This is a genomic window from Bacillus sp. F9_6S_D1_P_5 (assembly GCF_054823925.1).
Window position 1 is genome coordinate 1 of record NZ_JBTREW010000029.1, and the last position, 16,127, is coordinate 16,127.

At 34.8% G+C, this 16,127-nt stretch carries 16 protein-coding genes; 1 reads left to right on the forward strand and 15 read right to left on the reverse strand.

Annotated elements, in window-relative coordinates; all coding sequences use genetic code 11:
• Positions 1 to 481: 481 nt before the first annotated feature.
• The 3 genes from ACUXEY_RS25120 to ACUXEY_RS25130 form a co-directional block, all read right to left on the reverse strand.
• Positions 482 to 916 (reverse strand): NUDIX hydrolase, encoded by a 435-nt coding sequence (locus tag ACUXEY_RS25120; protein WP_071756848.1) that lies wholly within the window; start codon positions 914 to 916, stop codon positions 482 to 484.
• Positions 917 to 1,130: 214 nt separating this feature from the next.
• Positions 1,131 to 1,580 (reverse strand): DUF6884 domain-containing protein, encoded by a 450-nt coding sequence (locus ACUXEY_RS25125; RefSeq protein WP_461301838.1) that lies wholly within the window; start codon positions 1,578 to 1,580, stop codon positions 1,131 to 1,133.
• A gap of 20 nt (positions 1,581 to 1,600) precedes the next feature.
• Complete coding sequence (locus ACUXEY_RS25130) at positions 1,601 to 2,806, reverse strand: peptide ABC transporter permease (protein ID WP_461301839.1); 1,206 nt, start codon at positions 2,804 to 2,806, stop codon at positions 1,601 to 1,603.
• 158 nt (positions 2,807 to 2,964) lie between these two features.
• Between ACUXEY_RS25130 and ACUXEY_RS25135 the strand changes: the two genes are divergently transcribed.
• Positions 2,965 to 3,162 carry a DUF4017 family protein gene (locus ACUXEY_RS25135; RefSeq protein WP_048525916.1) on the forward strand — a complete coding sequence of 66 codons (198 nt, stop codon included), beginning with the start codon at positions 2,965 to 2,967 and terminating at the stop codon, positions 3,160 to 3,162.
• A gap of 18 nt (positions 3,163 to 3,180) precedes the next feature.
• Here the strand turns inward: ACUXEY_RS25135 and ACUXEY_RS25140 are convergent, their stop codons facing one another.
• From ACUXEY_RS25140 to ACUXEY_RS25195, 12 genes are all read right to left on the reverse strand, one after another.
• Positions 3,181 to 4,827, reverse strand: a complete 1,647-nt coding sequence (locus ACUXEY_RS25140; protein WP_461301840.1) for a M3 family oligoendopeptidase — start codon at positions 4,825 to 4,827, stop codon at positions 3,181 to 3,183.
• Positions 4,828 to 4,929: 102 nt separating this feature from the next.
• Positions 4,930 to 5,859 (reverse strand): manganese-dependent inorganic pyrophosphatase, encoded by a 930-nt coding sequence (gene ppaC, locus ACUXEY_RS25145; RefSeq protein WP_461301841.1) that lies wholly within the window; start codon positions 5,857 to 5,859, stop codon positions 4,930 to 4,932.
• 162 nt (positions 5,860 to 6,021) lie between these two features.
• Positions 6,022 to 6,687, reverse strand: coding sequence for a lytic polysaccharide monooxygenase (locus ACUXEY_RS25150; RefSeq protein ID WP_461301842.1), 666 nt, complete (start codon positions 6,685 to 6,687; stop codon positions 6,022 to 6,024).
• A gap of 218 nt (positions 6,688 to 6,905) precedes the next feature.
• Positions 6,906 to 7,421, reverse strand: a complete 516-nt coding sequence (locus tag ACUXEY_RS25155) for a DinB family protein (protein WP_087983843.1) — start codon at positions 7,419 to 7,421, stop codon at positions 6,906 to 6,908.
• Between the two features lie 255 nt (positions 7,422 to 7,676).
• Positions 7,677 to 8,180 carry a GNAT family N-acetyltransferase gene (locus tag ACUXEY_RS25160; RefSeq protein WP_461301843.1) on the reverse strand — a complete coding sequence of 168 codons (504 nt, stop codon included), beginning with the start codon at positions 8,178 to 8,180 and terminating at the stop codon, positions 7,677 to 7,679.
• 218 nt (positions 8,181 to 8,398) lie between these two features.
• Positions 8,399 to 8,836, reverse strand: coding sequence for a carboxymuconolactone decarboxylase (locus ACUXEY_RS25165; RefSeq protein WP_141545958.1), 438 nt, complete (start codon positions 8,834 to 8,836; stop codon positions 8,399 to 8,401).
• A 30-nt stretch (positions 8,837 to 8,866) separates the two neighbouring features.
• The gene (locus tag ACUXEY_RS25170; RefSeq protein ID WP_166704822.1) at positions 8,867 to 10,357 is read right to left on the reverse strand and encodes an alanine/glycine:cation symporter family protein; all 1,491 of its coding nucleotides are present in this window, start codon (positions 10,355 to 10,357) and stop codon (positions 8,867 to 8,869) included.
• A gap of 130 nt (positions 10,358 to 10,487) precedes the next feature.
• A complete protein-coding gene (locus tag ACUXEY_RS25175; RefSeq protein WP_461301844.1) occupies positions 10,488 to 11,972 on the reverse strand; it encodes an aldehyde dehydrogenase family protein in 1,485 nt (494 codons plus the stop codon).
• Between the two features lie 18 nt (positions 11,973 to 11,990).
• Positions 11,991 to 12,908, reverse strand: coding sequence for a 4-hydroxy-tetrahydrodipicolinate synthase (dapA, locus tag ACUXEY_RS25180; protein WP_166704820.1), 918 nt, complete (start codon positions 12,906 to 12,908; stop codon positions 11,991 to 11,993).
• 1 nt (position 12,909) lies between these two features.
• Positions 12,910 to 13,851, reverse strand: a complete 942-nt coding sequence (locus tag ACUXEY_RS25185; protein WP_429603297.1) for a proline racemase family protein — start codon at positions 13,849 to 13,851, stop codon at positions 12,910 to 12,912.
• Entirely contained in the window at positions 13,848 to 14,885 is a 1,038-nt protein-coding gene (locus ACUXEY_RS25190; RefSeq protein WP_461301845.1) for a proline racemase family protein, read from the reverse strand. Before ACUXEY_RS25190 ends, ACUXEY_RS25185 begins: the two co-directional genes overlap by 4 nt.
• Positions 14,882 to 16,057 (reverse strand): NAD(P)/FAD-dependent oxidoreductase, encoded by a 1,176-nt coding sequence (locus ACUXEY_RS25195; RefSeq protein WP_097891952.1) that lies wholly within the window; start codon positions 16,055 to 16,057, stop codon positions 14,882 to 14,884. The genes ACUXEY_RS25190 and ACUXEY_RS25195 overlap by 4 nt, the downstream gene beginning before the upstream one ends.
• Positions 16,058 to 16,127 lie beyond the last annotated feature (70 nt).

Here is a 16,127-nt window from a genome sequence, read left to right on the forward strand (position 1 = left end):
CCAAAAACGACTCAACCATCGAGCTCCGATAGAATATCGAATCTCGATGGCTGTTTAGTCTTTTTAATACTGTCTACTTGACAGGGATAAGACCATAGTTGGGCTTTTTGTCACTTTACTCATAAGTTTGCCGCAATTGGAAGCATAAACTTGCCGGAAATCGATTATTTTAGAAGAGGTTCATCTAATTTTCCAAAGAAAATGGAATCATACCTTTGCCGTAAGTTAATTATTAACCCATAAGCTTGCCGTGTGCTTATTAATATAGCCTTGATAAATAAGCAAAAAGAAAGAGCGTGTTTTGAAGAGAGATTAATCAAAATACGCTCTTAATTTATTTAATTGAATCATTCTTTTATAAAAAGGCTGATTATCTCTGTGATCCTTCTTCCATTAAAGTGCCCGATGATTGAACAAGATAAATCCCAAAGTTACCCCTATTTATGTATAACAACTTTACTTCTATTATAAATTTAAAACGTTATGAAGAATGAATACGAATCAACGCTTCCGCATGTTTAATGCTTTCTTTTAAATAAATTGGCGAATTGGGGTGATTTAATATTTCTTTAGTAGTTAACCATAATACCGTTTCAACCTCATCGGGACTTTTAGAAAATGCCTCCCCCGATTCATATTCGCAAAGAAAAACAATATCGACAACATTTTTACCTGTATCGGTTACGAATGATGTACTATGTACATAATTTAGCCTGTCTTTTACGCTCACACCGACTTCTTCTAATATTTCTCGCTTTACTGTTCGTTCTAATATGTCTGAGGAATTTCCTTCTATATCTACCTTACCCCCCACAAGAGAAAGCCAACCACCAGCATGTTCCTCTTTTTTGCTTCTTTCAATAATAAGCCATTTATCATTCTTCCTTATAGCACCTTCAACATTTACGATAAACATTTTAAAGTACCTCCTATAAATTATCCTTAATTGCTTCTTCAAGGTTTGTAATATTTCCTTCCTTTTACATAAATTATAAGTTTGCCGCGAACAAAAAGAACTATAACCTTGCCAAAATGGCAAAGTTATAGTTCAAATCACACTTTTTTCTTATATGTATTCGCCTTCTTCTCAATCACTATATATAAGCTGAAAAGCTCAAATAAAAAACTGTCTATAGTTCCTTCCCTTCTCCCACAGCCCTTTTCAACTTCTGCAACATATACCCAATTCCCTTACATCCTGCTAACGGATACGTAATGATTTCTTCTAGATATAATTGTGTTACTACTTTCTTATGCTTCTTGCCTGCAAGTAAAACAATTTCATCAAACTGAAGCAATTCTTTTTCAATCATCTGTTGTTTTAATTGTTCCATACTAATAATTTCATCGCTCTTTGAATCAAAGGCAAGATCATAGTTTTCTAGTACAATATCATTTGGTCTTAAAAATCCATGCTTCGCCGATAATATAACCCAATTCTCGAAAAACAGAGTTGCATACGCCTGACATGCTTTTCCGAACGAGCTAATATATACATCTTTTGCCTCTATCGGTCCGTAATCTGGATACTTATCCCAAATTTTCTTTTTTCCGCATGGAATTATGCATAACTTTTTCATTTAAATTTCTTACCTCTCTTCTAACTTTTTAAATATAAAAATATAGAATTCTCTACTTCTTCATACTCACCTTCTATATCTCCAATCCCCACTACATTCAAACCATTATTTGTTTCAATTGGCTTTTCATTCATTATAATATGAACTTGTTTCATATTTTTAAAATCTTCTTCAAAAGATGCTAAAACAGGTTGATTTATCATATATGTTTTATTATGTATACGTACACTTAAAAAGGATTTATGTAACGCTTTATTTTTGTTTAATTTTACATTCATTGGATTAAACGAATTTAATTTTATATTCCCTACAATATACAAATGATAGCCTTTTTTCTTATAAAATTGTTTAAAATCCTTATCTCTTTCGTTTTGAACAAAATGAAGAATTTGCTTCGTTTCTTTGCTTATTATAATTTCATTATTAAAACTCAAATCCACATTTATATTTTGTTTTAAAAAAGCATATAACGATTTATCACTATTAAAGAAGCTCTTTTTCCATTCAGGGAGGATTTCATCTAATATTAAACATAAAAGCACTCCTGAGCTATAGCAGCTCTTTCTAATGTTACAATTAGCATCATATGTATCTAAAATAAGTCCGCTATATTTTCGTAATGTTTCACTTTCATCATTTTTACATACTGTAATGTGGGCGTTCATTTCAACATACCAAGCAGGCCCCTCTATACTTTCAACCATACATTCATATGTAATAAACTCTTCTTTCATAAAACTAGCTCTTTGCTCTCTTAGTTCAATAAATTGCTTAATATAATTATATTTCTCAGCTTGTGACTTACAATGCACAGTATCATATAAACACATTCGTTCTTTATTTCGCAATTCTATATTTTCTTCTAATATAGGATATTGAAATCCTAGAGATTCATTTGGAAATCTACTTTCATTATTCAAATATTGATAGCAATGAAAAAGTTCATGCACCACAACTGCAAGTAAACTTTCATAATCTCTATACCTATTCATATTCACGATGGCAGTCGGATAATCTTTTAATAGGATAAATGTATCAGCCTTAAATTGTTCATTCCTCTTTAAAACGGCATACTCACCATCATCTTTCAAAAGTAATGGATGATGAAATACATACACATGTTCATCATTATATAATGCAAATGCAGTCCCATTGAAACCAGGCCATAGCGTATTCAATAATTCTATATTTACATCTTTCTTTATTCTATTTAATATATTGTTCATTATATGTCCCCCTATATCATTCTACATACACCTATTCTATTCCACTTAAAAACAACCCTTTTATTTACATAAATGTTAGAAAAATATATATATTTTCTCGAACTATAATGTATTATATAAATATATATGTGATGTTTTTATGAAAAGGAGGTGAACATATGAAAAATATACTCCCTGCACTAGTACTCTATATTATTGTTTGCATAATCGCTATGATTGCTCCAGCATCTCAAGGCTATAATCATGTTGGCTGGAAGTTGTTTGTTGGGCAAGCGTATGCTATACCTATTTTTCTCATTACAGCTATTATTACATTTTATATAAACAAGAAAAAGTCTACGAACAAACAGTTATAAGGATAGCAAATGCTATCCTTATTTTAATTCATGAATCAAATCCAAAATAACACTTACAGTACTTTCTATCCTTTCCTCCGAAAAATCAAACGTGACACCTGTTTTTTCATATATTTCTTGTATGGATAAATTCCAATCTGCACTCGCACCTTCTTTAAAGAAAGCAATTGCTTTTTCTGGGTTTTCCCGGTAAATTTGAAACAATTGCATTGCTCCTATTTGTGCAATTGCATATTCAATTTTATAAAAAGGAAACTGAACAAAGTGAAATGACTCGGACCAACTCGAACCAATTTCATCTTTTAATCCAGCAATATCGACTGATGAATATTGATACCTTTTACATATTTCAGCGTATTTCTTATCACGTTCTACTGATGTATGATTTGGATTTGCATAGATCCAGTGCTGAAATACATCTCCTGCAATTGACGACATTAATAAAGACAAAGCACGATACAATTGTACGCGCTGTACTTCTTTATATTCATCCTCTTGTTTATAAAAAATAGTAAGCTTATCCATTACTAGTAACTCAAGACTGAGGGAATAAAGCTCAGCCACCTCTTCACGAAGATACCTTTCCTGCATACTACTATCATTGTTAAATTGTTTATAAAAATGAAATGCATGTCCCACTTCATGTATGAGTGCATTAATGGCATAAAATGATGGACTAAAATTAGAATATACAAAAACCTCTTTACTATGAGGCAAGGTAAAACAAACTGCTCCTGGCGCTTTATTTTCACGTTCTTCTACGTCAACGAATCCTTCTTTCCTTATATGAATAAATTTCTCATGAAAATATAAATCTGTCATCCGAAACATTTCTTCCACCCCATCCAATAAATCAATAGCATTTTGAAATGGAGCTTTTGGTATATTACATGGAGTAAGATCCCAAGGGCGATATTTTTTTACACCTAGATTCTTTTTAGAAAGACTTCCTAACTGCTCCCATATTGGTACAACATACTTTTCGATAGATTCATGGAGCTTATAGCAATCTTCAATACTGTAATCTCTGTTTTTTTGTTGAAAAGCATATTCACTATAATTATTAAATCCTGCATGTAAAGCAATCTCATTCCGTAATTGTACGAGCTCATTCATAATACAATCTATTTCCATTTTCACTACACTTCTTGCTTCACATAAAGCGTACCAAGCTTTTTCACGAATAGCTCTATTAGGGGTATCTAACTTTGCTTTTACGTATGCATACGTCTTTTGCTCTCCTTCCCAATTTATAGATATGTTTGACATTATTTCTCTATGTTTCGTAATTAGCTCTTGTTCTTTTATGGAAAGAGTAATGTTTTTTTCATTAAACATTTTACTCTTCATCACTCTTGCTTTTTTCATAAATCCGTATTTCTGCTCATCTAATAAGTCTGAAAACGGACACTCTCTAAATTTCTGATCCAAATTTGCATTGTATCTTTTTAAAATTGGTTGAATTGTATTTTGATTATACATATGTAAATCACGTATTTTTCTGTCATTTGTATCTCTATACGTGGCGATTAAACTACTTGTTATCTCCTCTTCTATTTCGGCAGTTACAAGCCGTTCATCCAAAAGCCAACTCTCTAATTCTGAAACAGAAGCAATATTTCGCACTAAAAGTGATTGTAATTTACTCTCAAGATTATTAAACATACACAATCCCCCTGTTTTTAATTTTCTGTTTTTTTAGAGATAAAAAAGGACAAGTAGCCAATCCGACTACTTGTCCTTGCTGTTTATCTGTACGCAATAAAATTAAGCTTGGAATGCTTCTGTTAATACCGGTACGATTTGTTTTTTACGAGATACAACACCTTTTAAAGTAGCAGTGTTGTTTTCTAGAGATACGTTGTATGCTTTCTCAACAACGTTTGCTGCTTTACCGATCGCAAGACCGACAGAATCGTTAGTTAAGATATCAGTTACAACGAATAAAAATAGGTCTAAACCTTTTTCTTCTACTACTGCAGAGATAACTTTTTCAAGTTCCGCTTGGTGTACAAGAACGTCGTTTGTATCAACAGCGTTTACTTGTGCGATTTCAACTTTCGCATTACCCATTTGGAATTCTTTAGCGTCAAGAGAGATTAATTGCTCCATTGTTTTTCCGCTTAAGTCAGCACCAGCTTTTAACATTTCTAAGCCGTAGTTATCAGCATCTACACCAGCGATTTCCGCTAATTCACGAGCTGCTGCTACGTCTTGCTCTGTGCAAGTTGGAGATTTGAATAGTAAAGAATCTGAAATGATTGCAGATAACATTAAACCTGCAACTTCTTTACGAATTGTAACACCGTTTTCTTTGTACATTTTGTTTAAGATTGTAGCTGTACAACCAACTGGCTCACAACGGTAGTAAATAGGATCGCTTGTTTCAAAGTTAGCAATACGGTGATGGTCAATAACTTCTAACACACGAACAGATTCGATATCGTTAGCACTTTGTTGACGCTCGTTATGATCAACTAAAATAACGTTGTCCACTTCGTTTGCAACTGTCTCAACAAAACGCGGTCCTTCTACTTTAAAATAGTCTAACGCAAATTGAGTTTCACCGCTGATTTCGCCTAAGCGTACAGGCTCAGCATTTATTCCTAATTCTTTTTTCAATTCTGCATAAGCAATTGCAGAACAAATTGCATCTGTATCTGGGTTTTTATGCCCGAAAACTAGTACTTTTTCCATGTTTTCCACCTCTTCATGAAAAGGATATCTTAAAGAAGCAAATATGACAATATTTAAAGCATAATTTTTTATAAATAATTGCACTTTCTTCTATATTTTTCATCGTTTTTCGTAAAAAAAGATCATCTAAAATGAATTAGATGATCAAAATGTATATTTTATTTAAAATAAGCTAGAAGCTTGCACTACATGATTTAGCGGAAAATTTGATGCTAAACCGTTATTTACAAGGTTGACATCTATAACTTGATAAAATGCATTCCCAGTATCTGCAATTTCCCATACAGCTAAAATAAGGTGATATCCATTTCTATCAGTAGGTACATTTGCCTCATGTGTTACTGAAGTTCCTGGTCTAGCTCCCCCATCATTTTTTACATAGAATGGTACTAAATCCAAATCAGATCTTGTTAAAGGCTTATTTGGATTCCAATCCTTCTTTGTAATGTAGTATTTCCATTCTTTCGTACTATGAGGTGCGGTAAGTTTCCACTTAAATGTATTCGTCCCGCCATTTAACGTAACTTTCTTCCACCTATCAACTGTTTGAACGTCTAAAGCAGGGAAATGGCCAGCTCCTGCAATTTGTCCATCAGAAGGTCCTAATTGCGGGAATCCACCTATTCCTTCTACACTTTGCGGCTCGTATTGAATTGGTCCGCAATTTACATTTACCCCTTGCTTACATAAATAAGAACGGCTCGCTGGTGATTCAACATATCCATGAGCTGAAGCTTTTTCTGAAAAACCGAAAGTTAACAATCCCGTAAGTAATATGCCACCACTTAATATAACTTTCTTCACCTTTTGTAAACCTTTCGTTTTCATGCCGTCATCCCCTTTCTCATAATAAAGCGAAAATAACTATAGTTGCCTAGTCATCTTCTCTACATCCATTATAAGTCGAGGAGCATAACGAAAAGAACCCTCTAAAAACTTTCTCAAATTCAATTAATACATTAAATATATTTTATTGATACATTCAAATAACACCGCTAGAGAAATATAGACGGTGTTAAATAAATTACGAAATTGGCAAAGTTAGTCTAGTTATCAAATAGCCCTCTCCCTCTCAGATTTGCGGAAACTGGCTCCTTTCCGATTTCACGTGCCCATATAGATAACTGGCCGATATGATGGATTTCGTGGACAATGACATGACGTATTAACTCTCCGTGTGTACATTCAATGACTCGGCGCCTAATTGGTGCATCTCTTGAGCTAATCGGCTCTTCATTGAAGTCAGCTTTTGAAAGTTTCCGAGAATCCATTTCATTTGTCCAAGAGGTCACAAATGGCTTCACTTTCCCGTGGTATTGAGCTGAAAGATTTTTCACTTTTTGTAAGCTGGCATACTCTTCAAACAATGGCTCCTCAGGCACTGATTCACCACGCAACCCTAAGATCCACATATATTCCACATCTACAATATGAAATAGGGTATGTAGTATACTGCCAAATCCACCGACCCTTTTCTTTACCAGTTCTTCGGTCGATATGTCTTCGCACCATGTAAACCAATCATCACGAACTTGCCAGTTATATTGAAACAGCTTCAACATCACAGCAACCTCCATCTTTTAGATTAACATTTTATATTCACCAAAAGACTTCAAAATTCCTATTTAAGTAATACCTCGTATACAACTGTTAAAACCTTATACAAATTGGCCCTCAAATTGAACATTCAATATGAAGTTAATGAATGAAAAGAAAACCCCTATTATACAGGGGGTTTTCAATCTTTTTACAAATCAATACTCAGACCTAATAACAGATTTTTCGTTTGAAAATATCCCTCTTTTTAAATAAAAATACTAAATCATTTTATAATAAATAACCGTTGCATCTAAATTACCATTTGGAGATATTGCGTATTCTGGTATTTTTCCAACTTCTTTATAGTCTAATGATTTATACAATCTATTAGAAGGGTCTCCTTCTCTCGTATCTAGCACTATAAGAGACCTATTTTCTTGCTTTGCTCTTTCCTCTGCTTTTTGCATAAGCGAACGTCCAATGCCGTTACGTCTAAAGTTCGGGTGAGTCATTAACTTGCAAATTTCAGCTCTATGAATCCCATTAGGCTTTGTAACTAAATGTAATTGAATACTCCCTGCCACTTCATTATTTATTTTAGCAACATACAAGATCACTTCTGGTGCTAAAACAGTTTCCCAATACTTCGCTGATTCTATTTGTTCCAGTGGAGGTAAAAAACCAATTGACGCCCCATCATCTACAACCGTTTTCAAAAGTTTAGAAAGCTCTTCCACATCATCTTTTATTTGCTTAATTTCTTCAATTACTACATTTTGCATTACTAATCCCCCTTTTGTTTCATTGTACCAATTTTAAACGAAGGAACAATGAAATACTAAGATGAAATTATTAGAATCTATAATTGGTAAAAGCATATACAAAATTCTTTCTGATGTAGAGAAATCAATTTATAAAGACATAGAATAATTAAAGTGAATACAAATTTAATTTCACATAAAAAACGTTTTAAACATAAAGTTTAAAACGTTTTTTACATTCAATGCTTTTGATTTTTCAGTTCTGTTAAACATTCCTGTACTAAAGTTACCGCTTGACTCATTGCAGCTCCACCAGCAAATGCTGCTGATACACCACATGCTTCCAGAATTTCTTTATCTGAGCATCCTTGATCAAGACAACCTTTTGTATGATAAATAGTACAGTATTCGTCTTGCGTTGCTAGACTAATTCCTAATGCAATAAGTTGTTTTTCTCTTTTTGTTAAAGAACCCTCTTGAAAACAAGCTTGCGTGAATGCATTATATGTTTCAGCAATTTCAGGAATTTGGTTTGTAAAACTACCAATTCCTTCTTTATAATGATGTAGAACATCATTTACTGAACTATGTTGTTCGTGTTCCATCTTATTATTACCCCCATTCAAATTATGTGTACCTATTGTAGTATGTGATGAAAAGAAGGCAATATACCTCACTAAAAAGAATGAATATTCAGTTTATTATAATTACAATTTCAGACTATCATCCACTACTGATTGTTCTTTATAGTTTTTCCTTTCAATCTCTTTACTTCTCTCCTCCCAAAAAACTAATCCTTCAATTCCAACTTTTTTAGGATCAAACACTGGATCTTTCCCTTCTTTTTTCTGTGCTTCATAATCTTTTAACACTTTTAATGCGATTTTACTTAATAGTAGAATCGCGATTAAGTTTAACCAAGCCATACTACCGATTCCTAAATCTCCAAGATTCCATAAAAGCGACGCTGATTCTACGCTACCGATGTAAACCATAATTAAAAATCCAATTTTTAAAACTGGTTTTAACCAGCTATGTTTAAGCTCACGATCTAAATAAGTAAGTGTCGTTTCAGCGATATAGTAGTATGCGAGTAATGTTGTAAATGCGAAGAAGAAGATTGCAATTGAAATGAATAATGGACCAAATCCTGTCATAACAGTTTCAACTGCTTGTTGTGTATAGATTGGACCTGCATCTACATTCCCTATATTTTTTACAATAGCGCTTTTTCCTTCAGGTATAACATTATACATACCTGTTATTAAAATCATAAGAGCTGTCGCTGTACATACAACAATTGTATCGATATATACAGAAAACGCTTGAACTAATCCTTGTTTTGCAGGATGTGATACTTCAGCAGCAGCGGAGCTATACGTCGCTTCTCCAACGCCAGCTACATTTGAAAATACAGCGCGCTTTACGCCCCATGCGATTGCTGCACCGACGATTCCACCAAACATTTCATTTACACCAAAAGCACTAGAGAAAATTAAAGCGAACATACTTGGAATTTCTGTTACATTCGCAATTAATACGATACATGTAACAATTACATAACCAATTGCCATAAATGGAACAAGCATTTGTGAAACGCCAGCAATTCTCTTTACACCACCAAAAATAATCGCTGCTAATAATACGACTAACAATATGCCAGTTATATATTTACTAATACCGTTAGAGTTTTCAAATCCAACTGCGATACTACTAGATTGAATACCTGGTAATAAAACGCCATATGAAAGTGTTACAACGACCGCTACAATAACTGCAAACCATTTCATTTTCAAGCCTTTTTCAATGAAATATGGTGTACCACCGCGATATTCATTTCCGACTTTACTTTTATACACTTGAGATAATGTTGATTCAACAAATGCACTAGCTGCTCCTAATAGAGCCATTACCCACATCCAAAATACAGCTCCAGGTCCGCCAAAAGCGATAGCTGTCGCGACCCCTGCAATATTACCTATTCCAACCCTACCTGATAAAGCTAAACAAAATGCTTGAAAGGATGAAATTCCCGTCTCCGAGCTCTTCCCTTCAAATAATAATTTAATCATTTCTTTAAAATAACGAATTTGTAGAAAACGAGTTGCGATTGTGAAATACACGCCTGCCCCTAATGCAAAAACAACTAACCCAATACTCCATACTTGCCCTACTAACCACTCTACTAATTGCTCCATCCAAATCCCCCTTATCATTCTTTTGAAAGCTATTTTATATATAAGAAAACGGACAACTATTATGAAATCTTCCAGTTGTCCGCATCTCTTATTATTTCATCACTCTATTTATTAATAGTTAGATTCTCTATTACTTTATATTCACCCAAACACTTTTCACTTCTGTATAGTTATCAAGCGCATATGAACCTAACTCACGACCGATACCAGATTGTTTAAACCCACCAAATGGTGCAGCTGCATTTTCTAAATTATAATCATTTATCCATACTGTTCCTGCCTTTAATTTATTGGCAACTTGATGTCCGGTTTTTATGTTTTGTGTCCATACGCCCGCAGCGAGTCCGTATGAAGAGCGATTTGCTCTTTCGATTACCTCTTCCGTTGAATCAAATGGAAGTACAACGACAACTGGCCCGAAGATTTCTTCCTTAACTATCGTCATATCGTCGGTTACATCTGTGAATACCGTTGGCTGTACAAAATAACCTTTTTCAAATGCACGTTCACCACCAGCAGCAACAGTAGCGCCTTCAGCTTTCCCTTGTTCAATGTAATGTAGCACACGCTCTTGTTGCTTTTTAGATACGAGTGGCCCCATTTCCGTCTCCTTCTCCATACCTGCTCCAAGTTGCACGTTATTCGCCATTTTCACTAGTTCATTTACGACTGTTTCGTAATGTTTTCGGTGAACGAACACGCGAGAACCGGCACTACAATTTTGGCCGTGATTATACATAATGCCTTGGAATGCGCCGTTAATCGCTTCTTCTAAATCAGCGTCTTCTAAAATGATATTTGGTGATTTACCTCCAAGCTCTAACGTTACATGTTTAATTGTTTCTGCAGATTGACGCATTATATATTTCCCTGTAACAGTTGAACCTGTGAAGGCTACCTTATCAATATCATGATGGTTTACGATTGCAGCTCCTGCTACAGGGCCAAAACCTGGAACAAAGTTTACAACACCATCTGGAAAACCTGCTTCTTTAAAGAGTTTCGCTGTATATAATAATGATAAAGGCGTTTGTTCTGCTGGCTTTAATACGATTGTACAACCTGTTGCGAGTGCAGCTCCCATTTTCCAAGAAGACATAACGAGTGGAAAATTCCAAGGAATAATTTGACCTACAACACCAACAGGTTCATGACGTGTGTAATTTAAGTAATCTTTTGAAATTGGAATTGTTTGCCCGATTATTTTTGTAGCCCATCCCGCGTAATAGCGATAATTTTCTACTGTTGCTGTAATATCATCATCTAGTGCTACTTGATATGGTTTCCCGTTATCCAATGCTTCTAACTGTGCTAATTCTTCTCCATGCTCTTCAATTAAGTCTGCTAATTTATAAATAAGATGCGCTCTTTCTGCGGTAGTCATTTCTGCCCAAGGTCCTGATTCAAATGCAGATCTTGCCGCTTTTACTGCTGCATTAACATCCTCTTCTTGCGCTTCGCATACGACAGCTAGAACATCTTCTGTTGCTGGATTGTATGTCTCAAATGTCTTCCCACTAATGGAAGGAACAAATTCACCATTAATAAACATTTTAATTTCTTCATTTAAAAACGCTTTCACTTTTGGTCTCAACTCAATGTTTGTCGTTAACATATTTGATCTCCTCCTTATTTAAACAGCTGCATGAGCTGCAATTTTTGAGATAATCGTTTGAAGTTTTTGATCTTCTTCTTCAGTTAATCCAAGTCTCGGATAACGAGAAGGTCCCCCGGCTTGCCCGTGTAATTCCATTGAGCGTTTAACGATTTGTACATACTTTCCTGACCCTTCAAGAAACTCGCAAAGAGGTAAAACCGCATCGTTTATTTCCCAAGCTTTTTCTAATTCACCATTTTGGAAATGCTCATACATTTTCGTAACAAGTCCCGGTACGATATTTCCGGCTACCGAAACCCATCCCGTCGCACCAACTAAATAAGATTCCATAACTAAATCTTCAGATCCACAGAATACTTGAAAAGCACCTTCGCCTTGTCTTACTAAATCTCTTGCTTTTCGAATATCTCCGCTAGATTCTTTAATATGTGTAACATTTTCACATTCTTTTCCAATACGTAGCATGAGCTCTGTACTCATATCAACACCAGAAGTAAACGGATTATTATATAACATAATTGGTATATTTACAGCGTTTGAGATTTCTTTAAAATGAAAATAAATTTCCTCTTCTTTCGGTTTACAATAGTACGAATTAATAATTAATGCACAATCCGCTCCATGTGCTTCGGCATGTTTCGTATATTCAATCGTCTCTTTCGTCGTTTCTGCTGCAGTTCCAACAATAACTGGAATACGTCCATCAACTTCTTTTAATACTGTTTCTACCATTTTAAATCGTTCTTCTTTTGATAAACTAACAAACTCCCCTGTACTTCCATTAATAATAATGCCAGCTACTTTTTGCTCAATAAAATAGTTTACGTTTTGTTTTACACCGTTCCAATTAATTTCTTGCAACTCATCCATCGGTGTGATTAATACTGGAAATGCTCCTTTAATTTTTTTCATATTTATCTCTCCCTTTACCATTTTATTTTAATAAAAATCCTGCCGGAAACGGATCTGTAGGGTCTAATAGAAACGTCTGCATCCCTGTAATAAACCCTCTACTTTCAAAACGGAAAATGTAACCCGTTTCTTCCTTCTTCACTTTTTCAACAGTTATAAAGCTATTAAATATACTTTCATTTATAAAAGGTTTATCCGCTATATAATCATTTTTAAATAATGTATGAACAAAAGACACAATAGTAGAGACAAACCCTGGCGAACGTACGATGAAGTTATCTTCATGAAATGTAATCGACTTTATATGGTTCTTTTCTTTCTGCGAAGAATCTACTAAAATAAGCCTTTTTATAAGTGATTGTTTTTGTATAGTTTGAAGTGTAGCTTCTCCCCATTTTTTCAATTCAGAAATGTTTTCAATACGAATTTCTGGCGAATACGTATCCTTTTCTACAACTGCATATACTTTATCTGCCTGAATGAGAGAGTAACTTATATTATCAGCTTGTAAATTTTGCTCAATCACATAACATAGTTTACTTTCAAAAGAAACAGATACAACTTCATCATTCTCTACATACGCATGGACTACAAATATGCCAGATAACGTTTCTATTTTGTATTGATTCGTCTCTCTCTTTTTTAAATACCCGCTTTCTAGTAACATCGTTATTACTGCGACAATGCCTCCATAATGAAGCGGAATGGATCCTTCATGATTAAAAAATAATACAGCTGCATCGACTTCCGTATGAATAGAAGGAACGACAATACATCCATTTAAACCGATAAAACCACGTGGTTCATTTAATAAGAGCTTCATTTCTTCTGCTAATTCACCTGAAAATTGCTCGTTTAATTGTTCCAAACTGGAGTAGTATTTGCATGGTACATCTTTCATTACACGAAATGCTTCACCATTTACATGTACGTCTACTGCCGTATACATTTTTTGAATGTTCATTTTACATCCTCCGTTTCATGTTCCATCGGCGGAATTAGCAAAAAGCCTTCTTTAAGTGGGTCCTTTTCATTGTAAAAAAATCTGTGCATCCCCATAAGCCAAGCTGAACCGGTAATTTTCGTTACGACAGCTTCAATATTTTTTACAAATGTCGTATTTATGACACAGCCTTTAAATAGAGAGCCCACGATACTCTCATGAATAAACTCTTCATTCATCTCAATTTTTTGATTTGCGAATAATACAGCTAACTTTGCTGATGTTCCTGTACCACATGGAGAACGATCAATTCCTCCTGGCGGAACGACAACTGTATTTTTTACATGATCGCTTTCATGAGTAGGATCTGTATAAAATTCAACATGAGTTAATCCTCTAATAAACGAATGCTGCGGATGTATGATTTCAAATTTCTCATTTATGATATTTCTAATATGAATTGCCTTATCGATAATTGTAGATGCATTTTCCGGTACTAACTCTAAACCTACTGACTTCGCATCAATAATGGCATAGAAATTTCCTCCATACGCAATATCTGCTTTAACAGTTCCAATTCCTTCGACTTGTACGGTAATATGTTTCAGTAAAAAAGCTGGTATGTTACAGAAAGAAACTTCTTTCGCTTTTCCATCTTGAACAAAAATATCCACTTCAACTAAGCCGGCTGGCGTGTCTAACTTTAACGAAGTAATTGGTTCAACTACCGGTATTAAACCTGATTCAATTAAAGCTGTACAAACACCAATTGTATCGTGACCACACATCGGTAAATATCCACCTGTTTCTATGTAAATAACACCAATATCTGCTTCAGGATGACATGGATCTGTTAATAATGCTCCTGACATTACATCGTGACCACGCGGTTCATTCATTAACAATTTGCGAATCCAGTCATACTCCTTTTTCATATGTAACATCTTCTCTGCCATCGTCTCTCCAATTAACTTTGGCAGTCCGCTAATCAATGTTCTCGTTGGATTCCCGCCCGTATGTGTATCAATTGTCGTAAAGACTCTTTGTGACCTCATCCGTTTAACACCCTTTCTGTAAAACGACTCAAACGAAGTGGTTCAATTGGAATGATTGTTTCTTTTTCATTTAATAACTCTTCAATCACTTTCCCAGTAACTGCAGCAAGACTAATGCCGTCCCCTTCATGCCCTGCTGCTATAAAGTAGTTCGGGATATGTTCCACACGTGAAATGATTGGCAAATGGTCTTCTGTCCACGGACGTAATCCAGCGTATGAACGAACCACCATCATATCCGCCATTTTCGGATAAAAACGAATTGCTCTGTTCGCAATACATTTAATAACCTCGTTATTTATCCTCGTATGAAATCCTACAAACTCTCTACTACTACCAATTAAAAAATTTTGGCTTTCTGTCGGCTCAAATACAAGAGCTACCCCATATTTTTCAGTTAAAGCATCCACTTTTCGTTTCCCACCAAATTTAGAAATTAAATAACCAAATTCCATTACTTTACGGCAACCAACGTGTTGTTGCCTTGATGCTACAATAATATGTCCTTTTCTCGGTTCAATTGGAATATTTACATCCAACATTTCTCCGATTTTCGGAGCCCACACACCAGCTGCGTTCACTACTTGCTTCGCAGTAAACGTCCCATTTGTCGTTTCTACAATAAAGGAACCGTCTATATCTCTTCTCATTTCTTTTACTTCCGTATGATTAAAAACTTTCGTACCAAACTTCTTCGATTCTGCAAGAAGTGAAAAAGCAAGAAGATATGGATTTACAGTCGAATCTGTTGCGCATTCCAATCCGCCTAATAAATCATCTGCGAAAAATGGCGATTCTTCTCTTATATCTTGTCTATCAAGCATTCGAAATGGTAAACCAGCTTCCTTTTGACTGTTCACCCATTGCTGTGCTGCTTCCATTTCTTCGTCCGACTCACATACGAGAATACTTCCTGGCGCCCTATATTCAAATGAGTGCTCTAACTCTTCACTTAAATCAGTTACTAATTTTTGACTTACTAATGACATTTGACTATCAAACCCTGGGTCTTTATCAATAGCCAAAATATTTCCGTCACACCGTGAAGAAGTCCCACTGACAAATTCTCCTTTTTCAATGATTGTTACGTCTCTTCCGTATTTTGAAGTGTAATAAGCGATTGAACATCCTATAATTCCACCACCTATTATTAAAACGTCACAGTGCCTCACGTAGCATTCCTCCCTTCTTTTTAATCCCTCACTTTCTTTTATGCAATTGATGTGCCAACTCTACATATAT